Source organism: Pseudoduganella sp. UC29_71, assembly GCF_042693265.1.
Taxonomy (GTDB): domain Bacteria; phylum Pseudomonadota; class Gammaproteobacteria; order Burkholderiales; family Burkholderiaceae_D; genus Rugamonas.
The window spans coordinates 5,685,788-5,711,029 of sequence record NZ_CP170549.1 but is presented as its reverse complement, the minus strand read 5'-3'; the positions used below and the strand labels follow the sequence as shown (position 1 = coordinate 5,711,029).

Here is a 25,242-nt window from a genome sequence, read left to right as displayed (position 1 = left end):
AATGTATTTCCCTCAACTAACCCGCCGAAAAAACTATAAAACCAAAGCTGATGGAAGTTTTTATTCTACCTATTCTGAATATGGTGGCGAGATAGCTGAAGATTGCCAAGAAAGATGCGTCTACTGTGACGTGCTTTTAAATGAGATTGGCGGCGAGGGGATGCATATTGATCACTTTAAACCACAAAAGCATTTTCCTGAATTGGAAAGCGTTCCTTTTAATCTCGTCTTGGCCTGTGCGAAATGTAATAGGTTGAAGTCTGATTGGTGGCCAGAGAAAGATGGAACTTCCTCAAGCGGAAAGAATGGTTTTGTCGACCCCTTCTCAAACCCAATGAATTCATACTATAAGGTGGAGGCGAATGGGAGCATAACCGCTCTCAAGGATCCCTCGCTCTACATGATCAATCTAATGGCGCTCAATCGTCCGATCCGATGCCGTATACGTCAAGCGCGACGACTGCGTGCCGAAGCTCACAAAATGATTGATGTGGTCAGTAGTGAAATGATGGCATTGACATCGCGTCCGCGTAAAGAGATTGAAGAGAAGTTGCCACGCCTTTCCGCAGCGCTCACAAAAGCAAAGCAAATGTTGCAGGCTCTTTGATTTGGACCTGGATTGATTCTGAATTCGACGAGGCACTGTTATTTTATGAGACGGAATAACTTCTAACTGCGTTGACCGGTAGTTTTCTGTAGGCTCACTTGTGAAGATATTGTTGGTATTGTGGTTTATCAAAAAATTGCCTAAGTGCGATCGAAGAAGAAGCTAAGAAATTTATACGTGCGCTAATAGCACAAGCGCATATGGCTTTGGGCTAGTTCAAGGCGTTGGCCGTTGGATGGGATGACGCTAGGTCAAAACTTGAATGCGGATATGGTCAGATTGCCCCAGGAGTCAAAATACTAACTTTGAAATCATCGGTCAATACATATCTTTTATGCTTTTCTTATAAAAAAATGGCCTCCCAAAGGAGGCCATTTGAGGGCTAAGAGCGTTAAACGTCAATATTCCCCGCCCGCAGCGCATTCGTCTCAATGAAGTTCCTACGCGGCTCCACATCATCCCCCATCAGCGTGGTGAAGATCTGGTCCGCCGCGATGGCGTCCTCAATCTGCACCTTCAGCAAACGGCGCACCTTTGGATCCATGGTGGTCTCCCACAGCTGATCCGGGTTCATCTCACCCAGACCTTTGTAGCGCTGCTTGGACACCACGCGTTCCGCCTCATCGCGCAGCCACTGCATCGCGTGGTGGAAGTCGACCACGGCCGAATCCTTGGTACGCTCGCCTTCGCCACGGCGGATCACGGCGCCTTCGCCGATCAAGCCTTCAAACGTCGCTGCCGCGTTGGCCAGCGTGGCGTAGTCCGCGCTCTGCACAAAGTCCGCGTCGATCGAGCACACCTTTACGTTACCGTGGTGCATGCGCTCGATGCGCAGCGCGTGTTTCTCGCTCAGCTCGTCCGATACCACCGTCACGGTCACGGCCGGGTCGCTGATGCGCTCAGCCATGGCCTTGGCCGAGGCTTCCGCCTGCGCCAGCGTTTCCATGTTCAGCGTTACGCCTGTCATGATGGCGGTCAGCGCGGCGCGGTCGATCACGCGGGTCAAACGCGTCATGATGGCGTTGGCGGTGTTGTACTGGCGCGCCAGTTCAGCCAGCGCTTCGCCCTGGATGATCTCGGCGCCGTCGCGCGGGGTCAGGGCGGCGGTGTTCAGCGCTACGGTCATCATGTAGCTGGCTTCTTCCACGTCGTCCTTCAGGTAGCGCTCGTCGCGGCCGGCTTTCACCTTGTACAGCGGCGGCTGGGCGATGTAGATGTGGCCGCGTTCCACCAGCTGCGGCATCTGGCGGTAGAACAGCGTCAGCAGCAGGGTGCGGATGTGGGCGCCGTCGACGTCCGCGTCGGTCATGATGATGATGCGGTGGTAGCGCAGCTTGTCGGCGTTGAATTCGTCCGGGCCGATGGAGGTGCCCAAGGTGGCGATCAGCGTGGTGATCTGCTCGGACGACAGCATCTTCTCGAAGCGCGCCTTTTCCACGTTCAGCACTTTACCGCGCAATGGCAGGATAGCCTGGAACTTGCGGTCGCGGCCCTGTTTGGCGGAGCCGCCTGCGGAGTCACCCTCGACGATGTACAGTTCGCACAGCGCCGGGTCTTTTTCCTGGCAGTCGGCCAGCTTGGCGGACAGGCCAAGGCCGTCCATCACGCCTTTGCGGCGAGTCAGGTCGCGGGCCTTGCGGGCCGCTTCGCGCGCGCGCGCCGCTTCCACGATCTTGCCGCAGATGATCTTGGCGTCGTTCGGCTTTTCCATCAGGAAGTCGGTCAGCGTCTTGGCCACGATTTCCTCAACCGGGCCGCGCACTTCGGACGACACCAGCTTGTCCTTGGTCTGCGACGAGAACTTCGGCTCCGGCACCTTCACGCTCAGCACGCAGGTCAGGCCTTCGCGCATGTCGTCGCCGGAGATTTCAACCTTGGCCTTCTTGGCGAAGTCGTTCTCGTCGATGTATTTGTTGATCACGCGCGTCATCGCGGCGCGCAGGCCGGTCAGGTGGGTGCCGCCGTCGCGCTGCGGGATATTGTTGGTGAAGCACAGCACCTGCTCGTTGTAGGCGTCGTTCCACTGCATGGACACGTCCACGGTGATGGTGGTGTTCTGGTCCGACTGGCGCTCGCCGGTGGCCTGGAAAATGGTCGGGTGCAGCGTGGTCTTGGCCTTGTTGATGTATTCCACGAAGCCGCGCGTGCCGCCTTCGAACGCGAACACGTCTTCCTTGCCGGTGCGCTGGTCGGTCAGCTTGATGTTCACGCCGTTGTTCAGGAAGGACAGCTCGCGGATACGCTTGGCCAGGATCTCGTAGTGGAATTCCACGTGCGTGAAGATTTCCTCGTCGGCCCAGAAGTGCACGTCGGTGCCGCGCTTGTCGGTCTCGCCGATCACCTTGATCGGGGACACCATGATACCGTCGCGCTCTTCCAGTTCGCGGTTCTGCGGCACGCCGCGCGCGAATTCCATGAAGTGCACCTTGCCGTCGCGGCGGATGGTCAGCTTCAGGGTCTTGGACAGTGCGTTCACGCAGGACACGCCCACGCCGTGCAGGCCGCCGGACACCTTGTACGAGTTCTGGTCGAACTTGCCGCCGGCGTGCAGCTCGGTCATCACGATTTCAGCGGCCGAGCGTTTCGGGTCGTGCTTGTCGTCCATCTTCAGGCCGGTCGGTACGCCGCGGCCGTTGTCGGTAATCGAGATCGAGTTGTCCGAGTGGATGGTGACGTGGATTTCCGTGCAGTGGCCGGCCAGCGATTCGTCGATGGAGTTGTCCAGCACTTCGAACACCAGGTGGTGCAAACCGGTGCCGTCGGAGGTGTCGCCGATGTACATGCCGGGGCGCTTACGTACGGCTTCGAGGCCTTCCAGGATCTGAATGGACGCGGCGCCGTATTCTTCCACCTTGGCTGCCTGGATCGGTTGTTCGTTTTGGCTCTCGGACATGGACTGCTTTCTCTGTAATCTTGTTGACTCGGTGCTGCGGTTGGCGGGTTACGCGCTTCGCGCTAACCCGCCCTACGGTTTTCGTGCCATTTGCGTGTCGTGGGCGTCGTAGGGCGGGTTAGGCGCATAGCGCCGTAACCCGCCGCTCTTAGATGCGCATCGGCATGACCACGTACTTGAAGTCGGCGTTGTCTGGAATGGAAATCAGCGCGGACGAGTTCGAATCGCCCAGGGCGATGTTGATCTGGTCGCACTTCAGGTTGTTCAGCACGTCCAGCAGGTAGGTCACGTTGAAGCCGATGTCCACGCTCGCGCCGCCGTAATCGATCTCCAGCTCTTCCACTGCCTCTTCCTGGTCGGCATTGGTGGAGCTGATCTTCAGGCTGCCCGGGGTGATGATGCAGCGCACACCCTTGAACTTGTCGCTGGTCATGATGGCGGCGCGCTGCAGCGAGCGCAGCAGCTCGTCGCGGCCGATGGTGAAGTCGTTGGTGTAGCCCTTCGGGATCACGCGCGTGTAGTCCGGGAACTTGCCTTCCACCAGCTTCGAAATCAGTTCGATGTCGGCAAAGGTCAGTTTCACCTGGTTGGCGGCGATGTCCAGCTGCACCGGCTCGTCGTTCTCTTCCAGCAGGCGCTGCAGTTCAATGATGGTCTTGCGCGGGATGATGACTTCCTGGCGCTCGAACGCTTGCTCGGTTTCCACCTGGCAGAAGGCCAGGCGGTGGCCGTCGGTGGCCACGGCGATCACGTTCTTGCCGTCCAGAACCAGCAGCAGGCCGTTCAGGTAGTAGCGGATGTCCTGCTGCGCCATCGAGAAGTGCACCATGTTGAACAGGTGCTTCAGCGTTTTTTGCGGCAGGGTGAAGGAGGCGTTGTAGCTTTCGGCTTCCTGCACGGTGGGGAATTCTTCGGCGGCCAGGGTTTGCAGGGCGAAGCGGCTCTTGCCGGTTTGCACGGTCAGGCGCTTGTTCAGCAGCGTCATCGTCACGTCGCCGGACTCGGGCAGGGCGCGCAGGATGTCCAGCAGCTTGCGCGCGGCCACGGTGGTGCCGGTCACGTCGGCGCCGGAACCGATGGCGGCGTTGGTCGTGATCTGCACTTCGGTGTCGGTCGACAGGAAAGACACGCTCTCGCCGTCCTTGCGGATGAGGATATTGGCCAGAATCGGCATAGTGTGCCGACGCTCGACAATACCGCTCACGATCTGCAGTGGCCGAAGTAGCGTATCTCGGGTGGTTTTGACCAATTGCATATTTATCCTCAATATAAAAATTAACGATACAAACTTGTTGCTGGGCTTGCCTGATTTTAATGGCAAACCGGTGCTTTGGGGCGGCTTGGCGGGTTACGCGCTCCGCGCTAACCCGCCCTACGATTCCCCTGTAGAAGGCCGTAGGGCGGGTCAGGCGCAGCCGTAACCCGCCGCACCGCTAGCCCTTCAGCGTCTGCTCCAGCACGTGCAACTCGTGATTGCACTCCGGATTCTTGGTGCGGTCCAGGGCGATCTTGCGCACCGCGTGCAGCACGGTGGTGTGGTCGCGGCCGCCGAACAGCTCGCCGATTTCCGGCAGGCTCTTCTGCGTCAATTCCTTGGCCAGGTACATCGCGATCTGGCGCGGGCGGGCGATGTTGGCGGGGCGGCGCTTCGAATACATGTCCGCCACCTTGATGTTGAAGAAGTCCGCCACCGTCTTCTGGATGTTTTCCACCGAAATCTGGCGGTTCTGCACCGACAGCAAGTCCTTCAGCGCTTCCTTCACGATGTCGATCGTGATGTCCTTGCCGTGGAAACGCGAGTACGCCAGGATCTTGCGCAGCGCGCCTTCCAGCTCGCGCACGTTCGAGCGCAGGTGCTTGGCCACGAAGAAGGCCACGTCGTCCGAGAAGGTCACGCCTTCCTGCTTCGCCTTCTTCAGCAGGATGGCCACCCGCATTTCCAGTTCCGGCGGCTCGATGGCCACCGTCAGGCCGGAGTCGAAGCGCGAGATCAGGCGGTCGTCCATGCCGGTAATCTCCTTCGGATAGGTATCCGAGGTGATGATGATCTGCTTCTTGGCCGCGATCAGCGCTTCGAACGCGTAGAAGAATTCCTCTTGGGTACGGCTCTTGCCGCCGAAGAACTGAATATCGTCGATCAGCAGCATGTCCAGCGAGTGGTAGTAATGCTTGAAGTCGTCGAAGCCCTTGCGCTGGTAGGCGGTCACGACGTCGCGCACGTACTGCTCCGCGTGGATGTAGCGGATGCGCGCGCCCGGCTGGTCGGCCATCACCTGGTTGCCGATCGCATGGATCAGGTGGGTCTTGCCCAGGCCGACGCCGCCGTAGAAGAACAGCGGGTTGTAGGAAACGCCCGGGTTGTTGGCCACCTGGATGGCGGCGGCGCGCGCCAGCTGGTTGGCCTTGCCGGTCACGAAGCTGTCGAAGGTCAGGTCCGTGTTCACGCGGCTCTGCTCGCGGCGCGGCGAATTGCCGATGTTGTACTCGGGCGAGCCCGGGCTGGCGGCGGCTTGGTCGCTGGCGCGCTGGGCGCTCATGTCCGGCACCGACGGCGCACTGCTGTGGATGATGCCGGCGCTGGACGTGGCCACCGGCTTCTTCGCCGCGTTCAGGCGCGGGTCCAGCACGAACTGCACTTCGGTCGGCGCTTCCCAGTACTGGCAAGCGAGGGCGGTGATGCGGCTGGCGAACTGGGACTTCACCCAATCGAGCTTGAAGCGGTTGGGCGCAGCAACGCGCAGCTTGCCATCCTCGTAGTCGAGGGGCACCAGCGGCTTAATCCAGGCACTGAATTGTTGCGGCGTCAGCTCCAGCTCCAGTTGAGCGGAACAGGTCTGCCAGAAATTTTCCATGAATCGTCTATCTGTAAGGGTGCGCACGAGCGTTCGAATCGCCACGCGTAACGCGCTATTCTACCCGCGAAGTCCAAAGTTATCCACAGGCATGAAGCGAAAATTTGCATGCGCCCAGCGCCCGGCGGCGCCGAAAGGCTGCGCCGTATGTTGACAACGGGGACCGAAATGCCGATAATTCAGGGTTCCCCGCCCGTATGCCGTGTTTAAACCACAATATGGAGTAAGCGTGGATTGAAGCGGGCGATGAGATGGACCCAGCTTGTGCCGGACGGCATAAGTGCGCGAAATGTCATTGGCACCAATAATTGACGAAGCCTTAGCGCCTCGATTCCGTATTTTTTTGCTTTTTCAGCGAGACCAACATGAAACGTACTTACCAACCTTCCGTCGTACGCCGTAAGCGTACCCACGGCTTCCGCGCACGTATGGCTACCCGTGGCGGCCGCGCAGTTCTGAACGCACGCCGCGGCAAGGGCCGCAAGCGTCTGGCTGTATAAGCCACACGCTTGTTAGCTGATCGCGTGGAAAGCTGTCCTTCAAACGGCTCGACAGGCGAAGGTTCACACGACTTCGCACGCGCTCGGCGCATCGTTAAAACGGATGAATTTTCATCCGTTTTTCGTTTGCGCCCCGCGCAAAAAAGCGCGCACTTCGTCCTGTACACCCGACCCAACCAGTTGCCGCATGCGCGGCTGGGCGTCGTGGTGGCCAAGCGTTTTGCGCCGCGCGCCGTCACGCGCAACACCATCAAACGCGTCACCCGCGAACTGTTCCGCGTGACCGGCCTGCCCCCTATCGACTGCGTGGTGCGCCTGTCCCGCCCGGTCAACAGCAAGGACGGCCCGGCCACCACGGCCAGGCTCAAGGCGGAACTGCGGCAGGAGCTCACGCGCCTGTTCGCGTCGCAGAACAAAGCCCGGCCCGCCAAATGATCCGGCAGACCATCAAGCTGATGAGCGCGGCGGCAAGCAAGCTGCTCACCCTGCTGCTGCGCATTTACCAGCTGGCCATCAGCCCCATGCTGGGGCCGCGTTGCCGTTTCTATCCCAGCTGCTCGAACTACGCCCTGGAAGCCATCCGCGTCCACGGCGCCGGGCGCGGCAGCTGGCTGGCGGCGCGCCGCGTGTGCCGCTGCCATCCCTGGAATGCGGGCGGGCTCGATCCCGTCCCAGCCAAGAATTCCCCGACCGCTTGCGGTTGCAACCACACCTGATAAATACCGTAATGGATATCAATAAACGTACCATTTTGTGGATCGTGTTCGCTGTCTCGCTGGTCATCCTGTGGAATAACTGGATGGTCTCGACCGGCAAGCCGTCGATGTTCTCGCCGGCGCCGCCGGCCGCATCGGCCGCCGCCACCGCCAAGTCCGGCGTGCCGGCCTCGGCCACCGCCGTGGCCGCCGCCACCGCAGCGGCCGCCGTCGGCCAGCCGGGCACTCCCGGCGCTGCCGAGGCCGCGCCGTTCAAGCGCGAAGTCATCACCATCACCACCGACGTGGTGAAAGCCGACATCGACACCCTGGGCGGCGAGCTGGTGCGCCTGGAGCTGCTCAAGCACCACGACAAGATCGACGCCAAGAAGAACCAGGTGCTGTTCCAGAAGGGCGACAAGAACACCTACCTGGCGCAGACCGGCCTGGTGGGCGGCGTGGGCCTGCCCAACCACACCACCGGCTTCACCGCCAAGCCGGGCGCGCGCGCGCTGGCCGACGGCAACCAGGTGCAACTGGTGCTGGAGGCGGAGCAGGGCGGCGTCAAGCTGGTGAAGACCTTCACCTTCAAGCGCGGCGACTACACCATCGACGTGCGCCACGACGTCACCAACACCGGCGCCGCGCCGGTCGAGCCGCAGCTCTACCTGCAGCTGGTGCACGACGGCAACAAGCCGGAAGGCGACACCTGGTTCAACAGCAGCTTCACCGGTCCCACCATGTACACCCCGGGCGACAAGTACAAGAAGCTGACCTTCGAAGGCATCGAGAAGCACGACGCCAAGCAGAAGGAAAACCCGGCCGTGAAGCTGGACCCTGGCCACGCCGAGAAAGCCGACAGCGGCTGGGTCGCCATCTCGCAGCACTTCTTCGTGTCCGCCTTCGTGCCGCAGGACAAGCTGGCGCGCGAGATCTTCACCAAGAAGCTGGCCCCGAACACCTACGCCATCGGCGTGCTGCAGCCGCTGGGCACGCTGGCACCGGGCGCCACCATCTCCAACACGGCCAAGCTGTACTCCGGTCCGCAGGACGAGAAGGCGCTGGAAAAAGTCGCGCCTGGCCTGGACCTGGTGAAGGACTACGGCATGCTGACCATCCTGGCCAAGCCGATGTACTGGGTCATGGAACAGCTGTACGCCATCCTGCACAACTGGGGCTGGACCATCATTGTCTTCACCATCCTGATCAAGCTGCTGTTCTTCCCGCTGTCGGCTGCCGGCTACCGCAGCATGGCGCGCATGAAGGTGGTCACGCCGAAGATGACCGCCATCCGCGAGCGCCACAAGGGCGATCCGCAGAAGATGAACCAGGCCATGATGGAGCTGTACAAGACCGAAAAGATCAACCCGCTGGGCGGCTGCCTGCCCATCCTGGTGCAGATGCCGGTCTTCATCGCCCTGTACTGGGTGCTGAACGCCTCGGTTGAAATGCGCGGCGCGCCGTGGGTGGGCTGGATTACCGACCTGACGCAGCCGGACCCATGGTTCATCCTGCCGGTGCTGTACGCCATCTCCATGTACATCACCACCAAGCTGAACCCCGCGCCTGCCGACCCGATGCAAGCGAAAATGATGCTGTTCATGCCGCTGGCCTTCTCGGTCATGTTCTTCTTCTTCCCGTCCGGCCTGGTGCTGTACTGGGTGGTGAACAACGTGCTGTCGATCGGTCAGCAGTACGTCATCACCAAGAAATTCGCGCCTGCCGAGGCCAAATAATTCCCGGACGGCGCCAAGCTGCGCCGATGCGCTATCTGCACCAAAGGCCCGTGTTCCCACGGGCCTTTTTTAATAAAATGGTCCCATGAAACTCGACACCTCCCCCATCGCCGCCATCGCCACCGCCCCTGGCCGCGGCGGCATCGGCGTGGTCCGCGCCTCCGGCAAGAACCTCAAAGGCCTGATCGAAGCCCTGTTCGGCGCCACCGCGTTGCAGCCGCGCCACGCCACCTACATTCCCTTCAAGCAGGCCGACGGCACCGTCATCGACCAGGGCATCGCCATCCACTTCAAGGGACCGCACTCCTACACCGGGGAAGACGTGCTCGAGCTGCAAGGCCACGGCGGCCCCGTGGTGCTGCAGATGCTGCTGGCGCGCGTGCTGGAAGCGGGCCAGCCCTTCGGCCTGCGCCTGGCCGAGCCGGGCGAGTTCACCCGCCGCGCCTACCTGAACGACAAGCTGGACCTGGCGCAAGCCGAAGCCGTGGCCGACCTGATCGACGCCTCCACCGAGGCGGCCGCCAAGTCCGCCTCGCAGTCCCTGTCCGGCGCGTTCTCGAAAACCATCCACGCCCTGGTCGAGCGCGTTACCAACCTGCGCATGCTGGTCGAAGCCACGCTGGACTTCCCCGAAGAAGAAATCGACTTCCTGGAAAAGTCCGACGCGCGCGGCCAGCTCAGCGGCATCGTGGAAGCGCTGGACACCGTGTTCCGCCAGGCCGCGCAAGGCGCGCTGCTGCGCGAAGGCCTGAACGTGGTACTGGTGGGCCAGCCCAACGTGGGCAAGTCCTCGCTGCTGAACGCGCTGGCCGGCTCCGACGTCGCCATCGTCACGCCGATCGCCGGCACCACGCGCGACAAGGTCAGCGAAACCATCCAGATCGAAGGCATCCCGCTCAACATCATCGACACCGCCGGCATCCGCCGCAAGGACGAGGACGTGGACGTGGTCGAGCGCATCGGCATCGAGCGCACCTGGGGCGAAGTGGAAAAGGCCGACGTCATCCTGCACCTGCTGGACGCCGACCACGGCCCCTCGCGCGCGGACGAATCCATCGTCGCCAACTTCCCGGCCGGCGTGCCGGTGCTGCGCATCTGGAACAAGATCGACCTGTCCGGCCACAAGCCCGGCGTGGACGCGATGGAAGACGCCACCCACGTCTACCTGTCGGCCCACGAGCACATCGGCATCGACCTGCTGCGCGCCGAGCTGCTGCGCATCGCCGGCTGGCAGCAGACCGGCGAATCGCTGTACCTGGCGCGCGAGCGCCACCTGATCGCGCTCAAGTCGGCCGGCAAGCACCTGGCCCTGGCCGGCGAGCACGCCGCCGTCAGCGACCAGTCGCTGGACCTGTTCGCCGAAGAGCTGCGCCTGGCCCAGGCCCAGCTCTCCAGCATCACCGGCGCCTTCTCCTCGGACGACCTGCTGGGCGTCATCTTCGGCCGCTTCTGCATCGGCAAATAAGCACGCCGGGAGGCCCGTCCGGGTCTCCCATACTATCGCCGCAAGGCTTTCCATTTAAAAATTTTTCTTCACTCGCGGCACCCGATTTTTTTGTGTTTTTTGGTGCGGGAACGCACGTAAACCTGACAGTGGCGCTTCGGCAATCCTGCTATTATTGTTGCGAACAGTGCCGAAAAAAGCGGCAGGATGCGGGGCTTGTTGATCCTGCTCATGCCGCAAGAATTGCACGCAAGTATGCTGGTTGTACGCCGTAAAGTGTGCCTGGAAAGGGGATGCCGTGGAATCGCTACAGAACCAACTGCCTGAAGACGTGGGCGCCATGCCGCCCGCCGCGCCTGTCTACACGCGGCAAACGCTGCCGCCAAAAGGCTCGTGCTGGTATTGCGAAAAACCGCTCGACAGCGTGCGCCGCTTCTGCGGCAAGGAATGCCACGACGCGTTCGACGAAGAAGCCGAATTTACGCGCTGAGCGTGAAGCCCGTCTGCGCCAGCGCTGCCAGCGCCGCCTCGAAATCGAATTCGTGGGCCGCTGCGGCCACTTCCTGAAATACCGCCACACCCAGGCTGGCCGCCAGTGCCGTGGCCGACTGTTCCAGCACATCGATCGCTTCGCCATTCCCCTCGTCCAGCAAGCGCGCCAGGCGCGCCACCAGCGCGCGGTCCTGCATGCGCGCCTGCGCATCGCCGGCTCCGGCCTGCGCTGATTCCCGCAGCGCGGCGCCGCCGCTGTCCATGGCATCCGTATCGCCAAGGTGGGCCGCGATGGCGAGCAACACATTGTCCATGGCCGCCTGCAGCACATCCAGTCCCGCCACCCGCTCCGCCTGCGCCGCGCCGGACGCCAGCAGTCCCGCTTCCGTCATGCCCGCCAGGTGGTGCAGCTGCTGCGCGCCTATCATGCCGGCCGCGCCTTTCAGGCTGTGCGCCTTGCGCTGCGCCTCGTCCTGCGCGCCGCCGGCCAGCAGCTGGCGCATCTGCGCCACGGCCGGTTCGTAATCCTTGCGGAAGCGCAGCAGCAGCTGGCGGTACAGGCTGGCGTCGCCAACCAGCCGCTCCAGTCCTTCGCCGGTATTGAGGGTGTGCTGCGCTGTCATTGCGATAACGGGTGATGTCGAATACATCACAATAACAGAGCTTGCGATAGTTGGTTTATCGCAACATATTCTATTTGGTAGTGAACGACCAGCTGCGGTTCGCCGTTACGCCGTCCACCGTGCCGGTGAAGGTGACGTCGTAGGTCGTGCCGGTCTTGAGCACGCTGAGCGGCACGATGGCGGCTGCCGCCACCGGCGTTTCATGGTCGCTGGCGTGCGTCATCAGGCGCACCGGCAGGTCGGCGCCGCCGCGCGGGCGCACGGTAAAGGTCTGCACGTTCAGCACGGCGGAAATATCGCCCTGCACGCTGATCGGATAGCCCACCTCGTTCTGGTTCGGCACCGGGTCCGGCGATTCGGTGTCGCTGAAGAAGTTCAGCGGCACGCGGGTCTGGTTGGGCGGCGGGTAGACCGCCAGGTTGCCGCGCCCGACGCCGGCGCCGTAGCCGGAACTGGTGGCGAAGTCGGCCGTGAAATAGGTGTAGCCGTTGCCGGTCGCAACGCCGGTGCCGGCCTCGCGGAACACCGGCTCCAGGATCACGAAGCGGTGGTAGATGGCGCCAATCAGTTCCTCGGCGTGGTAGAAGCCGGACGGGTCGGACGCTGCGGAAATCACCTCGCCGTAGGCGAACGGCCCCACCAGCGCGTAGCCGGCATTGCGCAGCCGGTCCGCCAGCGTGGCGCCGGTAAAGCCGGGCATGCCGCTGGTCTGCGTGTGCGTGACGGTGTTGTTCTGGCGCTGGTAGTTGGAATGGCCCAGCGCGGCCGTGTCGATGCGGGCGTTGCGCGACATCGCCGCCAGGCCGGCCTGCTGGCGGCGGTAGTTGATCCAGTTATAACCGTCCAGCGCCGCGTCGCCGGTGGCGCCGGGCGCGCCGGGTTCGGCAGGGACGGTAACGGCAGGCGGCGTGCTGGCAACGGTGGACGAACCGCCGCCTCCGCCGCAGGCCGCCAGCAGGGCGGCCATGACGGCGGCCAGCACGGATACTTTGCTCGGGGTGGAAATGTTCATGGCGACTCCTATTGCAGTGATTCAATTCTATGCGAAAACAAGGCGCGCTGACGCCACGCTCGCACCGCTAAAGTTGAGCCGCGTCAGATTCCGGCGGCAGGCGCGGTAAAATAGCCGCTTAACTTCATTGGCAATATTTCCAGATGACCCGAACCAAGCAGCGCCTGCACCGCGCCAAATTCGCCCTGCCCAGCTTTGTCACCCTGCTGTCGATCGCCTGCGGTTTCGGCAGCATCGTCATCTCGGTCGACAACGCCTATATCGGCAGCGCGCAGGATTACCAGATGGCTGCGGTGCTGCTGGTGCTGGCCGGTGTGTTCGACGCGCTGGACGGCTTCGTGGCGCGCGCCACCGGCACCAGTTCCGAGTTCGGCGTGCAGCTCGATTCGATTGCGGACGTGATGAACTTCGGCTGCGCGCCGGCCGTGCTGCTGTATTGCTACGGCTTCGTGCTGCTGGGGCATGAGCACGGCACCTTGCTGCGCATGGGCGGCATTGCCAGCTTTATTTTCGTGGCCTGCGGCGCGCTGCGCCTGGCGCGCTTCAATGTGAACGTGGGCCGCACCGATCCGCGCTATTTCGTCGGCATGCCGATCACGGCCGGCGCGGCTTGCGTGGCTTCGGTGGTGGTGGCGTGGCCTGAACCGGCCCGCACGCTCGAGCACGCGGGGTTGATCGTGGTGCTGCTGTTTGCGGTGGGCGGATTGATGGTGTCCACCATCCGCTTCCCCAGCTCCAAGCAGAAGAAGAGCTGGGGCGCGCTGGCGGCGCTGCTGGTGTGCATAGGCCTGCTGCTGTGGCTGACCACGGCCTTCTTTGCGCTGTTCTTTGCCGTGTACGTGGCGTTGACGCTGGCGTTGAACCTGGCCTGGAAATCCGGCTGGACCGGCATTGCGCCGCCAGCCGTCTACGACGACGAAAAGCTTTAAGCCACTTCGTGGCCGCGCGCGGCGCGCAGGATTTCGAACCATTGCTGGCGGCTCAGGGTGAACTGCGTCGCCTGCACTGCTTCTTCGATTGCCGCGATGCGGCCCGAGCCGGTCAGCGGCACCGGCTTGCACGGCAGCTGCATGATCCACGCGAACACCACGGAGGCGAACGGGCGCAGGACCTCGTCCGCCACCTGCTGGATCACGGCGCGCAAGCGCTCGCCGGCCGCGTCGCCGCCGCTGAACAGGCGGCCGCCGCCCAAGGGCGACCAGATCATCGGCGCCACGCCCAGGTCCTGCAGGCCGTCGAAGGTTTCGTCGAACATCGGGGCCAGGTGCAGCGGCGAGAATTCAACCTGGTTGGTCGCCAGCGCGATGCGCCGGTTCAGCGCCTCGAACTGGTGGCGGCTGAAGTTGGACACGCCGAAATGCCTCACCTTGCCTTCGCCGCGCAAGCGCGTGAAGGTGGCGGCCATCTCGTCGAAGTCCATCAGCGGGTCGGGACGGTGGATCAGCAGCAGGTCCAGGTAATCCGTGCGCAACTGGCGCAGCGAATTCTCCACCGAAGCGGTGATGTGCGCCGCCGTGGTGTCGTAATGCTGGATGGTGTGCCCGGGACGGTTCGGCGACAGCAGCTTGATGCCGCACTTGCTCACGATCTGCATCCGTTCGCGCAGCGCCGGCTTCAGGGCCAGCGCTTCGCCGAACAGCGCTTCCACGCCGTAGCCGCCGTAGATGTCGGCATGGTCGAAGCTGGTCACGCCCAGCTCCAGGCACTGCTCGATGAAGGCCAGGCGCTGCTGCGGCGCCATGTCCCACTCGCTCATGCGCCACATGCCCGCCACGATGCGCGACAGCGCCAGTCCGTCTGCGCGCGCCGTCATTATTTCAGCCACAGGCGCACGGAGTCCCAGGCGCGGCCGAAGATGGATGCTTGGGGCACGCCTTCCAGCGCCACCACCGGCAGTTCCAGCAGCGGCTTGCCATCCACCATCATCTTCAGCGAACCGACGCGGGTGTTCTCGGCGAGCGGCGCCACCAGCGGGTCCTTGCGCTCCAGCACCGGCTTCATCTTGCCGGCCACGCCTTTCGGCACCGTCACCAGCACGTCCTGCGCGAAGCCGATCTTCACCTTGTTGGACGAGCCTTTCCAGATTTCAGGCGTATCGATGGCTTGACCCTTGCTGTACAGGCGTACCGTGTCGAAATTCTGGAAGCCCCAGTTCAGCAGCTTCTGGCTTTCGGCCGTGCGCGCGCCGTCGGAGGCGGTGCCCAGCACCACGGAAATCAGGCGGCGCTCGCCGAAGTTGCCGTTCGGGCGGTGCGCCGACGCGATCATGCAATAGCCGGCCGCTTCGGTGTGGCCGGTTTTCATGCCGTCCACGGTCGGGTCCAGCCACAGCAGGCGGTTGCGGTTAGGCTGGGTGATCTTGTTGTAGGTGAAGCTCTTGATCGAGTCGATCTTGTAGAACTCGGGGTAGTCGGCGATCACGCGCTTGGCCAGCGTGGACAGGTCCTGCGCCGTGGAATAGTTTTCCGGGCTGGGCAGGCCGTGCGGGTTGGCGAAGCGGGTCTGGGTCAGGCCCATGCGCTGCGCTTCGCGGTTCATCAGGGTGACGAAAGTGCCCTCGTCGCCGGCCACGGCTTCGGCCAGCGCCACGGCGGCGTCATTGCCCGATTGCACCATCAAGCCGTGCAGCAGGTCGTTGATGGAGACCGGAACGGCAGGGTCGATGAACATCTTCGAGCTGCTCGAATCCACTTTCCAGGCGCGCACCGACACGTTCACCTTCTGGTTGATGTCGATCTTCTTGTCGCGCAGGGCCTGGAAGGTCAGGTAAGCGGTCATGATCTTGGTCAGCGAAGCCGGCTCGACACGCATATTCGGGTCTTGCGAGGCGATGATCTGGCCGCTGGTCATGTCCAGCAGCAGCCAGGACTTGGCGGCGATGGTCGGAGCAGGCAGGGTTTGCGCAACGGCGGAGGTCATGAACAGCACGCTGGTAGCGAGTGCCGCGAGGTATTTTTTCATGTGTCTGAATGCAGTGTGTGCAGTGGGTGTAAAAAGCGAATGCGGGACATTATAGGCCTCAGGCCGCCTCTTCGGCGTCCTTCTGGCCGGAATTCCACAGCGCCGAGACCCAGGTCTTGATATGGCCCAGCTTGCGGTGGAAGAAATGGTCGGCGCCGGGGATCACCAGCACGGGGATGTCCTGCGGGCGCGCCCACTCGAACACGTCCTGCAGCGGGATGGTGTCGTCGTTCTCGCCGTGGATCAGGATGGAGTCGGCCGGCACGTCGGCCAGCTCCCACTTTTTGGCAGCCGTCCCCACCAGGACCAGGCGCTCGGCAGGCGTGCCGGCCTCGGCCAGGCGCTTGGCCAGCTGCGACTGCACATAGGTGCCGAAGGAAAAGCCGCTCAGCGCCACCGGCAGGCCCGGGAATTTCTGCACCATGTGCTGGTACAGCAGGCCCATGTCGTCGGTTTCGCCGTGGCCGTGGTCATGCACGCCTTCCGAAGCGCCCACGCCGCGGAAGTTGATGCGCGCCACCACGTAGCCCAGGCCGACGAAGGTGCGCATCAGCGTCACGGCCACTTTGTTGTCCATGGTGCCGCCGTACAGCGGGTGCGGATGCGCCACCAGCGCCACGCCGCGCGGCGCGCCGGCCGGCATGTCGATCAGGCCTTCCATCTGGCCGGCGCCGCCGGGCAGGGTGAATTTTTCCGAAGTCTTGTTCATCATATTTTCAGGCGCTCCACTACTTTGCCGCCCACCAGGTGGCTGTCGACGATCTCGTCGATATCCGTGGTGTCCACGTAGGTGTACCAGGTGCCTTCCGGATACACCACCACCACCGGGCCTTCTTCGCAGCGGTCCAGGCAGCCGGCCTGGTTGATGCGCACCTTGCCCTGGCCGTTGATGCCCAGTTCCTTGCAGCGCTTTTTCGCGTGTTTTTGCGCGATCTCCGCGCCGTGGTCGCCGCAGCTGTTGCGGCCGTCGTCCCGTTTGTTCATGCAGAAGAACACGTGACGTTCAAAATAGGGTTTGTTGTCGCTCATGGTAAGCCTCGCTAATCGTTTCAAGCGTAATGATACCCGCCTAAGGCCGGTTGAGCTTGTGGGACGGCAGGAGCAGGAACCACAGCGCGAAAAACGGCCACAGCAGCGACAGGAATTGCGCCGCGCCATTGAAGTTGAGAAACTTGCCCTGCACCCAGCCTTGCAAGGTGGACAGGAAGTAGGGATTCACGGGCGTCGTGTTGACGATAAGCAGGCTCAGCAGCAAGGTCAGCGCTGCCAGCCGCCGCTGCGCCATGTGCGGCGCAAAGGCGAGCCCGGCCAGCATGATGGCGCCGATCAGGAAGCCGCCCTGCGCGCCCGGCGTGATCCACACGAAGGCATTCTCCGGCGAGAACAGCAGCGCCGTGGCCAGCGACTTCACGGTGATGGCCGCGCTGGCCAGGGCGATCAGCAGGGCGGCGCGCGGCGCGTGCTTGCGCATCAGGCACAGCATGGTCAGGCCCGCTCCCACCATGCCGCACGCGGTGATGATGGTTTCGGACAGCCAGTACTGCTCCACCGTCAGCTCCACGCCGGGGCGCACCAGCTCCACCAGGTCCACGCTGGTGTCCAGCAGTTCGGACAGCCAGTCCGACAGGATGGGCAGCAATTGGCCGTGGCCGAACAAAAAGCCCTGCGGGTAGATCTGCGCCAGCGGCCACAGGGCCATCAGCACCAGGCCCTGGCTGGTGTGCTGCACGAACCAGCGCTGGCGCAGGCGGTACAGATGGCTGCCGTCCAGCAGCTTGGTCACGGTGAGCGTGCCGAACAGCGCGCCCACGGCGGCGCCGGCGGCGTTGGTGTAGAAGTCCAGGTTGGACGACACGCGGCTGGGCAGATAGGTCTGCACCGCTTCCATGATGCCGGACACCAGCACTCCGCACGCGGCGGCGACCACGAAGGCGGCCACGCCGCGCAGGCGCGGATACAGCGCGTACACCACCAGCGCGCCGAAGGGCATATAGCCCACCACGTTGATGATGGCGTCGAACTTGGTCCAGTAGCGCGGCATCGCCGTGTGTTCCAGGAAGATCAGCGGCGACAAGCCCTGGTTCAGCCAGCCGGAGAAGGGGAACCAGCTGGCGTACACGATCAGCAGCAGATAGGCCAGCAGCGATGCGCGCGCCACCGGCGACGGCATGCGGGGCTGGACTGTTGTTTCGGTCGTGCTCACGCGCTTTACTGCGGAGATGACTGCGGCAACGTCGCCAGCCAGGCCAGGATGTCCGCTGCGATGGCGTCCGACGACGCGGCCAGCGCGCGCGCCCCGCCGGCTGCGTCGGCGCTGGCGGCTTCGGTGCTGCGCATGAAGGTCTTCTGGTCGATCAGCCGGTGGTTGCGGAACAGCGAGGCGCGCAGGGACACCTGGCCGCTGCTGCGGGTCTGGCTGTCGAAATTCTGCGAGAAGTCGTCCGCTTCCAGGCGCAGCACCGGCATGCCGACGGCGGCGTCGGTGGTGGCCAGCACCTTCACGCCGGCCTGCGCCAGGCGCGCGCGCAGGCGCTGGGTCAGCAGCTGCAGCGGCGTTACGCTCCACGCGTTCTGCGAGTAGGGGCGGGCTTGCTGCGCGTCCGCGTACAGCAGGCGGTAATACATGCGGTTGCTGTCCAGCGAGGCGGGGCCGTTCACATCCGCCACCACCAGCGCGGGAGCGACGGAGGCCGGCACCGGCGTGGCGGGTGCGGAGGCGGCGGGCAGCGGGCCGAAATCATAGACCGTGTTGCCGGGGTTCTTGGTGGCGCAACCGGTGGCGGCGATGGCCAGCGCCATGGCGGCGGCAGCGGCGGCGGCAGCGGCAGCGGCGGACGCTGCGCGCGCCAGGGGGGAGGCAAGGCTGGATTCGGGCTTGGAATTCATGATGCTCCTTCTTATTTGGCCGCAGGCGGGGTAAAGCCGGCTTCGCCGGGACCCGGCGTGCCGTCCGGTGCGCCGAACAGGATGCTTTGCGGCCTGTCGTTCAAGGTGTTCATGGTGCGGCGCACGGCGCGCATCGAGGAACGCGTTTCATCGGTCAGCGCGTTAATGTTCGGCAGCGTCTCCAGTTCCACGCCGCCGGCCACCGTCTCCAGCGACAGGCCCACGCGGTCCACGGTGCTGTTCAGGCGCGAGATGGCGCCGTTCGGCCCCTGCAGGCTGGCCGACAGCTTGGTGGCGTCGTCCGCCAGCCGGTTCACGGCCGCCAGGCTGCCTTGCGCCTGCTCCACCAGCTTGGGCAGCTTGTCGAAGGTCGGGCCGAGCTGCGCGGGCAGCGCGCGGTACTCGCGCGCGGTCTCGCTCACGTCGGTGAAGGCGCCCAGGATGGCCTTCTGGTTGGCGGGGCTGAGCAGGTTGCTCAAATCGTCCGTCACCTTCTCCGCTTTGGACAGGATGGCCTTGCCCCGCTTCTCCAGCTGGTCGAACAGGCCGGGCTGCAATGGGATGCGGGTTGGATTGTTCTTGCTGGTGGACAGGCGCGGCGAGCCGACCGATTCATCGTCCAGCTGGATGTAGGCGATGCCGGTCACGCCCTGGTAGCCCAGCGTGGCAAAGGTGGTCTTGGTGATGGGCGTGTCCGGGTCCACGCTCAGGTTGATCAGGATCTGGCCCGCCACCTTGGGATCGAAGTCGATGCCGTCCACCTTGCCCACTTCCAGGCCGCGGTAGCGCACCGACGCCTGCGGGTTCAGGCCGGGAATCGACTGCTGCGTGGCGATCAGGTAGGGATTACGCTCCACGCGGTCGCGGTTGAACCAGACGCCGAACAGCACCGCCGCAATCAGCAGCGATATCGTGAAAAAGCCCGTCATCAAAGCGTGCGATCTGTTTTCCATGCCTACTCCTTGCTCTTTGTATCATCAAGCGCCGCCAGCGCGCGCTTGCCGCGGTCGCCGAGGAAGAACTCCTTGATGAAGGGATGATCCACCTTGATCACCTCGCGCGTCGGTGCGATGGCGATCACATGCTTTTCCGCCAGCACGGCGATGCGGGTGGACAGGGCGAACAGCGTGTCCAGGTCGTGCGTCACCATCACCACCGTCAGTCCCAGTTCGCGGTGCAGCGATTTAATCAGTTTCACAAAGCTCTCCGAGCGGTCCGGGTCCAGGCCGGCGGTCGGCTCGTCCAGGAACAGCAACTGGGGCTCCAGCACCAGCGCGCGCGCCAGCGCCACGCGCTTGACCATGCCGCCGGACAGGTCGGACGGCATCTTGTTGGCGTGCTCCGGACCCAGGTCCACCATATTCATCTTCAGCAGCACGGCGTCGCGTATCAGGTCCGGCGGCAGCACGCGCAGCTCGCGCATCGGCTGCGCAATGTTCTCGAACACCGTCAGCGCCGAATACAGCGCGCCTTCCTGGAACAGCATGCCCCAGTGGTTGCGCAGCTGCTGCAGGTGTTCGGCGTTGGCCTGGGTGATGTCCTCGCCGAAGATGCGCACGCAGCCCTTGGTCGGGCGCTCCAGGCCCAGCATCTGGCGCAGCAGCACCGTCTTGCCGGTGCCCGAACCGCCCACGATGGACAGGATCTCGCCCTGCTCGATTTCCAGGTTCAGGTCCTGGTGCACCACGGTGCGGCCGAATTTGGTCTGCAGGTTGGTGATCTGCACCACCGGCACGCTGCCGTCCAGCGTCAGCTTGCCTTCGCCTTCCGGGCAGCCGCAATTCTCCTCGGGGAGCTGGGTCTCGTCCATCAGTAGCCCACTCCGTTGAAGACGATGGCGAACACCGCGTCCGCCAGGATCACCACGGTAATCGCCGTCACCACGGCGGTGGTGGTGCCGCGTCCCAGGCTCTCCGTGTTCGGCTGGATGCGCAGGCCGAAGTGGCAGGACACCAGCGCGATCAGCACCCCGAACACCGCGCCCTTCAGCAGGCCGATCAGGTAGTTCGCCAGCGGCACCGCGTCCGGCAGCTTCTGGATAAAGTAGCGCGACGACAGGTTCAGCTCCACCTTGGCCGACACCATGCCGCCAATCAGCGCCATGGTATCGGTCCAGATCACCAGCAGCGGCATGGATATGGCCAGCGCTATCACCTTGGGCAGGATCAGGCGGAAGCCGTGCGAAATGCCCATTACCAGCATCGCGTCCAGCTCCTCGGTCACGCGCATCACGCCCAGCTGCGCCGTGATGGACGACCCGGAGCGGCCCGCCACCAAAATGGCCGCCAGCAGCGGCCCCAGTTCGCGGATCACGCTCATGCCGAGCAGGTTGACGAGGTAGATGTCGCCGCCGAAGGTGCGCAGCTGCTGCGCCGACAGGAAGGACAGCACCACGCCGATCAGGAAGCCCACCAGCGCGGTGATGCCCAGCGCCTGGAAGCCGGCATGGTAGACATTGGCCGAAATCTCGCGCCACGGGCCGCGCATCGGGTTGCGCAGGAAGCGCCAGGCATCCTGGGTCACCTGGCCGATCAGGCTGATAAAGCCCATCAGGTGCTCGGCGAAGCCCATGATGGCGAAGCCCAGCTTCATCACGGACGTCAGGCGGTGCTTGCGCTGGTGCTGGAGTTCCAGCTTGCCGGTGCTTTCGAGGCGCTTGAAGAATTCCTCGTGTTCGGGCGCCAGTTGCAGGGATGCTGGCCGGGTTTTGCCCCAGGCATTCCATAATAACTGGGCGCCGATATGGTCCATCGCCTCGATGGCGCGCAAGTCCCATTGCATGGTCTTGCCCTTGAGCTGCTTCAGCGTGGCCGTGATGGCGCGCATCGGCCGGCGGTGCGCCAGCGCATGGACCTGCCAGGTGCCGCTGGCCGTGACCGTAGCCCCCGGCGCGTTGCCGGAGCTGATGGTAAGGGTGGGCACGGGGTTAGTTGGCATGGCTCAAGTGTAAGTGACTTTCTACTACCGCGCCACCCGGTAGACGAGAGAGGCTGCGGCTTGGCGGGTTACGCTCCGCTAACCCGCCCTACGAGGCACCGAGCGGGAGCGGATCGGATGGGGCGGATGGGGCGGATGGGCGTAGGGAGGGTTAGGCGCAGCCGTAACCCGCCAAACGTCATGCCGCCAAATGCCGCGCCTGGCGCTGCGGCGCCGGGAGATGCACATGCGCCACCTTACCCTTGGGCGCAAAATCGCTGGCCAGCAGCTGCGCCGCCGTTTCCGCCCCCATGCCGGTGTGAACCAGCCAGCGCTGCACCATGCCCGTCAGGCGGTCCAGCGCAATGCGGTGCGTGGCGTCCGTATTCGCGTACAGCCAGTCCGAGAATGCCATGAAGTTCTGGAACGGCGTCCCCCCCAGCAGTACCGGCACGGTGTGCGTGAAACGCCCTGAATTGGCCACCAGGTCCCAATAGCGGGCGAATCGCACCAGCCGCTGCATGGTCTGGAAATCGATATGCTTGTTTGCGAGAATCGTGTAAGGCGGATGCGGATCGAACACCAGCCCGAACGGCTCCGTGTGCCGGATGATCGGCGTGCCGCGCAGCCGCTTCAGGATACCGAACTGGATCTCGTGCGGTCCCAGCGCCCACAGCTTGTTGAAACCCTCGGCGAAACTCTCCACCGTCTCCCCCGGCAGGCCGGCGATCAGGTCCACATGCATGTGCGCGGTGGAGTGGTCGCACAGCCAGCGGATATTGTCAGCCGCCTTCTGGTTGTCCTGCTTGCGGCTCACCAGGGTCTGCACCTCCGGATTAAAGCTCTGGATGCCGATCTCGAACTGCAGCGCCCCGTGCGGGAACCTGGCGATGCCTTCCTTCAGCGCATCCGGCAGATGGTCCGGCACCAGCTCGAAGTGGGCATACACCGGATCGTCCGGATTCGCCTCCAGCTTATCGAGGAAGAACTGCATGATCTTCAGGCTGGTCTTGATATTCAGGTTGAAGGTGCGGTCCACGAACTTGAACAGGCGCGCGCCGCGTGCGTGCAGCCCCTCCATCTCCGCCAGGAACAGGTCGATATTAAAAGGCCAGGCCGTCTTGTCCAGCGCCGACAGGCAGAACTCGCACTTGAACGGGCAGCCGCGCGAAGCCTCCACGTAAATGGTGCGGTTCTTGATATCGTCGTCCGAATACAGCGAATACGGCAGCTTCAGCTCCGCCATCGGCGGCTGGTGGCCGGCGTGCACCTTCATGATGGGCTTGGGACCGTTCAGGATCTCGCCGCACACCTTGGGGAAGGTGACGTCGCCCCAGCCGGTGATCACATAGTCCGCCAGCCGCACGATCTCCTGCTCGTTCGTCTCGTACGACACCTCCGGCCCGCCCAGCACCACCACCACGTCCGGCGCCACGCGCTTCAGCATGCCCACCACCTTGTTGGTCTCTTCCACGTTCCATATATAGACGCCGAAACCCACGATGCGCGGCTTGTGCGCCAGGATCCGCTCCACGATCTCCGTCGTCTTGGCGCCGATCACGAACTCCTGGATCCTGGTCTGCTCCTGCAGCTCCCCCATGTTCGCAAGCAGATAGCGCAAGCCCAGGGAAGCATGGGTGTAGCGCGCATTGAGGGTGGAGAGCAGGATGGTCATGGGAACAGGCGAAGAATAAAGCGGCAAAGGAGCCATTTTACCCTTGCCAAGCCCCGGGGGCTTCTATATAGTTCTGCCTCCCGACGCACACAGTGCTTCGGGGGCAAGAAAAGAGGTTGACGAGCTGCACGAAACATCGCATAATCTCGCCTCTCTGCTGCTGAACAAAACGATTCAGCAAGTAACGCAGAATTCTTTAAAAATTAACAGTCGATAAGTGTGGGCGTTTGATGATGATGCCGGAGGCGCAAGCTTCTTAGCTCAAATTATTAAACGCTTACACAATATATTAAACGTGACCTTCGAAAGAAGGAATCGTCAGTATTTTGAGTGAGCGACCTCGATAGAGATATCGAAAAACAGAGATTGAACTGAAGAGTTTGATCCTGGCTCAGATTGAACGCTGGCGGCATGCTTTACACATGCAAGTCGAACGGTAACAGGGAGCTTGCTCCGCTGACGAGTGGCGAACGGGTGAGTAATATATCGGAACGTACCCAAGAGTGGGGGATAACGTAGCGAAAGTTACGCTAATACCGCATACGATCTATGGATGAAAGCAGGGGACCGCAAGGCCTTGTGCTCCTGGAGCGGCCGATATCTGATTAGCTAGTTGGTAGGGTAAAGGCCTACCAAGGCATCGATCAGTAGCTGGTCTGAGAGGACGACCAGCCACACTGGAACTGAGACACGGTCCAGACTCCTACGGGAGGCAGCAGTGGGGAATTTTGGACAATGGGCGCAAGCCTGATCCAGCAATGCCGCGTGAGTGAAGAAGGCCTTCGGGTTGTAAAGCTCTTTTGTCAGGGAAGAAACGGGCGTGGCTAATATCCATGTCTAATGACGGTACCTGAAGAATAAGCACCGGCTAACTACGTGCCAGCAGCCGCGGTAATACGTAGGGTGCAAGCGTTAATCGGAATTACTGGGCGTAAAGCGTGCGCAGGCGGTTTTGTAAGTCTGTCGTGAAATCCCCGGGCTCAACCTGGGAATGGCGATGGAGACTGCAAGGCTAGAATCTGGCAGAGGGGGGTAGAATTCCACGTGTAGCAGTGAAATGCGTAGAGATGTGGAGGAACACCGATGGCGAAGGCAGCCCCCTGGGTCAAGATTGACGCTCATGCACGAAAGCGTGGGGAGCAAACAGGATTAGATACCCTGGTAGTCCACGCCCTAAACGATGTCTACTAGTTGTCGGGTCTTAATTGACTTGGTAACGCAGCTAACGCGTGAAGTAGACCGCCTGGGGAGTACGGTCGCAAGATTAAAACTCAAAGGAATTGACGGGGACCCGCACAAGCGGTGGATGATGTGGATTAATTCGATGCAACGCGAAAAACCTTACCTACCCTTGACATGGAAGGAATCCCCGAGAGATTGGGGAGTGCCCGAAAGGGAACCTTCACACAGGTGCTGCATGGCTGTCGTCAGCTCGTGTCGTGAGATGTTGGGTTAAGTCCCGCAACGAGCGCAACCCTTGTCATTAGTTGCTACGAAAGGGCACTCTAATGAGACTGCCGGTGACAAACCGGAGGAAGGTGGGGATGACGTCAAGTCCTCATGGCCCTTATGGGTAGGGCTTCACACGTCATACAATGGTACATACAGAGGGCCGCCAACCCGCGAGGGGGAGCTAATCCCAGAAAGTGTATCGTAGTCCGGATTGTAGTCTGCAACTCGACTGCATGAAGTTGGAATCGCTAGTAATCGCGGATCAGCATGTCGCGGTGAATACGTTCCCGGGTCTTGTACACACCGCCCGTCACACCATGGGAGCGGGTTTTACCAGAAGTAGGTAGCTTAACCGCAAGGAGGGCGCTTACCACGGTAGGATTCGTGACTGGGGTGAAGTCGTAACAAGGTAGCCGTATCGGAAGGTGCGGCTGGATCACCTCCTTTCTAGAGTAGGCGCCACGCCAAACGCTCACACTTATCGGCTGTTGAAGATTA

Annotated in this window: 23 protein-coding genes and 1 rRNA gene; 9 read left to right on the top strand and 15 right to left on the bottom strand. The window is 62.6% G+C overall.

Annotated elements, in window-relative coordinates:
* The first annotated feature begins 1 nt into the window (after window position 1).
* Complete coding sequence (locus tag ACFJI2_RS25425; RefSeq protein WP_377702409.1) at window positions 2–607, top strand: HNH endonuclease; 606 nt, start codon at window positions 2–4, stop codon at window positions 605–607.
* A 391-nt stretch (window positions 608–998) separates the two neighbouring features.
* On the opposite strand, the gene gyrB is transcribed toward ACFJI2_RS25425, so the two are convergent.
* The 3 genes from gyrB to dnaA form a co-directional block, all read right to left on the bottom strand.
* Entirely contained in the window at window positions 999–3,500 is a 2,502-nt protein-coding gene (gene gyrB, locus ACFJI2_RS25420) for a DNA topoisomerase (ATP-hydrolyzing) subunit B (RefSeq protein ID WP_377702408.1), read from the bottom strand.
* A 148-nt stretch (window positions 3,501–3,648) separates the two neighbouring features.
* Window positions 3,649–4,755, bottom strand: coding sequence for a DNA polymerase III subunit beta (gene dnaN, locus ACFJI2_RS25415; protein ID WP_025595675.1), 1,107 nt, complete (start codon window positions 4,753–4,755; stop codon window positions 3,649–3,651).
* A gap of 178 nt (window positions 4,756–4,933) precedes the next feature.
* Window positions 4,934–6,352, bottom strand: a complete 1,419-nt coding sequence (dnaA, locus tag ACFJI2_RS25410; RefSeq protein ID WP_029754865.1) for a chromosomal replication initiator protein DnaA — start codon at window positions 6,350–6,352, stop codon at window positions 4,934–4,936.
* Between the two features lie 365 nt (window positions 6,353–6,717).
* Between dnaA and rpmH the strand changes: the two genes are divergently transcribed.
* From rpmH to ACFJI2_RS25380, 6 genes are all read left to right on the top strand, one after another.
* The gene (gene rpmH / locus ACFJI2_RS25405) at window positions 6,718–6,852 is read left to right on the top strand and encodes a 50S ribosomal protein L34 (protein ID WP_082551811.1); all 135 of its coding nucleotides are present in this window, start codon (window positions 6,718–6,720) and stop codon (window positions 6,850–6,852) included.
* Window positions 6,853–6,876: 24 nt separating this feature from the next.
* Complete coding sequence (gene rnpA, locus ACFJI2_RS25400; protein WP_377705907.1) at window positions 6,877–7,287, top strand: ribonuclease P protein component; 411 nt, start codon at window positions 6,877–6,879, stop codon at window positions 7,285–7,287.
* The gene (gene yidD / locus ACFJI2_RS25395; RefSeq protein ID WP_377702407.1) at window positions 7,284–7,568 is read left to right on the top strand and encodes a membrane protein insertion efficiency factor YidD; all 285 of its coding nucleotides are present in this window, start codon (window positions 7,284–7,286) and stop codon (window positions 7,566–7,568) included. Before rnpA ends, yidD begins: the two co-directional genes overlap by 4 nt.
* Before the next feature lie 11 nt (window positions 7,569–7,579).
* Window positions 7,580–9,283 carry a membrane protein insertase YidC gene (gene yidC / locus ACFJI2_RS25390; protein ID WP_377702406.1) on the top strand — a complete coding sequence of 568 codons (1,704 nt, stop codon included), beginning with the start codon at window positions 7,580–7,582 and terminating at the stop codon, window positions 9,281–9,283.
* A gap of 85 nt (window positions 9,284–9,368) precedes the next feature.
* Window positions 9,369–10,748: a tRNA uridine-5-carboxymethylaminomethyl(34) synthesis GTPase MnmE gene (gene mnmE, locus ACFJI2_RS25385; protein ID WP_377702405.1), complete on the top strand. Its 1,380-nt coding sequence runs from the start codon at window positions 9,369–9,371 to the stop codon at window positions 10,746–10,748.
* Between the two features lie 277 nt (window positions 10,749–11,025).
* The gene (locus tag ACFJI2_RS25380; protein ID WP_107869360.1) at window positions 11,026–11,217 is read left to right on the top strand and encodes a hypothetical protein; all 192 of its coding nucleotides are present in this window, start codon (window positions 11,026–11,028) and stop codon (window positions 11,215–11,217) included.
* Here ACFJI2_RS25380 and ACFJI2_RS25375 read toward each other — a convergent pair.
* Together ACFJI2_RS25375 and ACFJI2_RS25370 are read right to left on the bottom strand one after the other, a co-directional pair.
* Window positions 11,207–11,842, bottom strand: coding sequence for an Hpt domain-containing protein (locus tag ACFJI2_RS25375; RefSeq protein WP_377702404.1), 636 nt, complete (start codon window positions 11,840–11,842; stop codon window positions 11,207–11,209). The two genes, ACFJI2_RS25380 and ACFJI2_RS25375, sit on opposite strands and share 11 nt — an antisense overlap.
* Before the next feature lie 70 nt (window positions 11,843–11,912).
* Complete coding sequence (locus ACFJI2_RS25370) at window positions 11,913–12,854, bottom strand: CAP domain-containing protein (protein ID WP_377702403.1); 942 nt, start codon at window positions 12,852–12,854, stop codon at window positions 11,913–11,915.
* 143 nt (window positions 12,855–12,997) lie between these two features.
* Between ACFJI2_RS25370 and pssA the strand changes: the two genes are divergently transcribed.
* Window positions 12,998–13,783, top strand: a complete 786-nt coding sequence (gene pssA, locus ACFJI2_RS25365) for a CDP-diacylglycerol--serine O-phosphatidyltransferase (RefSeq protein ID WP_377702402.1) — start codon at window positions 12,998–13,000, stop codon at window positions 13,781–13,783.
* Here pssA and ACFJI2_RS25360 read toward each other — a convergent pair.
* From ACFJI2_RS25360 to ACFJI2_RS25315, 10 genes are all read right to left on the bottom strand, one after another.
* Complete coding sequence (locus ACFJI2_RS25360) at window positions 13,780–14,667, bottom strand: aldo/keto reductase family oxidoreductase (protein ID WP_377702401.1); 888 nt, start codon at window positions 14,665–14,667, stop codon at window positions 13,780–13,782. The two genes, pssA and ACFJI2_RS25360, sit on opposite strands and share 4 nt — an antisense overlap.
* On the bottom strand, window positions 14,667–15,815 hold the full coding sequence (locus ACFJI2_RS25355; RefSeq protein ID WP_107869356.1) for a D-alanyl-D-alanine carboxypeptidase family protein: 1,149 nt from the start codon (window positions 15,813–15,815) through the stop codon (window positions 14,667–14,669). Before ACFJI2_RS25355 ends, ACFJI2_RS25360 begins: the two co-directional genes overlap by 1 nt.
* A gap of 58 nt (window positions 15,816–15,873) precedes the next feature.
* Window positions 15,874–16,524 (bottom strand): serine aminopeptidase domain-containing protein, encoded by a 651-nt coding sequence (locus tag ACFJI2_RS25350; protein ID WP_107869355.1) that lies wholly within the window; start codon window positions 16,522–16,524, stop codon window positions 15,874–15,876.
* On the bottom strand, window positions 16,524–16,844 hold the full coding sequence (locus ACFJI2_RS25345; RefSeq protein ID WP_107869354.1) for a ferredoxin: 321 nt from the start codon (window positions 16,842–16,844) through the stop codon (window positions 16,524–16,526). Before ACFJI2_RS25345 ends, ACFJI2_RS25350 begins: the two co-directional genes overlap by 1 nt.
* Window positions 16,845–16,884: 40 nt before the next feature.
* Window positions 16,885–17,985, bottom strand: a complete 1,101-nt coding sequence (locus tag ACFJI2_RS25340) for a VanZ family protein (RefSeq protein ID WP_377705906.1) — start codon at window positions 17,983–17,985, stop codon at window positions 16,885–16,887.
* A gap of 38 nt (window positions 17,986–18,023) precedes the next feature.
* Window positions 18,024–18,701: an ABC-type transport auxiliary lipoprotein family protein gene (locus tag ACFJI2_RS25335; protein ID WP_377702400.1), complete on the bottom strand. Its 678-nt coding sequence runs from the start codon at window positions 18,699–18,701 to the stop codon at window positions 18,024–18,026.
* Between the two features lie 11 nt (window positions 18,702–18,712).
* Entirely contained in the window at window positions 18,713–19,654 is a 942-nt protein-coding gene (locus tag ACFJI2_RS25330; protein ID WP_377702399.1) for an MlaD family protein, read from the bottom strand.
* A 2-nt stretch (window positions 19,655–19,656) separates the two neighbouring features.
* Window positions 19,657–20,511 (bottom strand): ATP-binding cassette domain-containing protein, encoded by an 855-nt coding sequence (locus ACFJI2_RS25325; protein WP_107869351.1) that lies wholly within the window; start codon window positions 20,509–20,511, stop codon window positions 19,657–19,659.
* Window positions 20,511–21,638 (bottom strand): MlaE family ABC transporter permease, encoded by a 1,128-nt coding sequence (locus ACFJI2_RS25320; protein WP_377702398.1) that lies wholly within the window; start codon window positions 21,636–21,638, stop codon window positions 20,511–20,513. The genes ACFJI2_RS25325 and ACFJI2_RS25320 overlap by 1 nt, the downstream gene beginning before the upstream one ends.
* Before the next feature lie 178 nt (window positions 21,639–21,816).
* Window positions 21,817–23,292, bottom strand: coding sequence for a DUF4080 domain-containing protein (locus ACFJI2_RS25315; RefSeq protein ID WP_377702397.1), 1,476 nt, complete (start codon window positions 23,290–23,292; stop codon window positions 21,817–21,819).
* Window positions 23,293–23,660: 368 nt separating this feature from the next.
* On the opposite strand from ACFJI2_RS25315, the gene ACFJI2_RS25310 reads away from it, so the two are divergent.
* Window positions 23,661–25,191 (top strand): 16S ribosomal RNA (locus ACFJI2_RS25310).
* The last annotated feature ends 51 nt before the right edge of the window (window positions 25,192–25,242 follow it).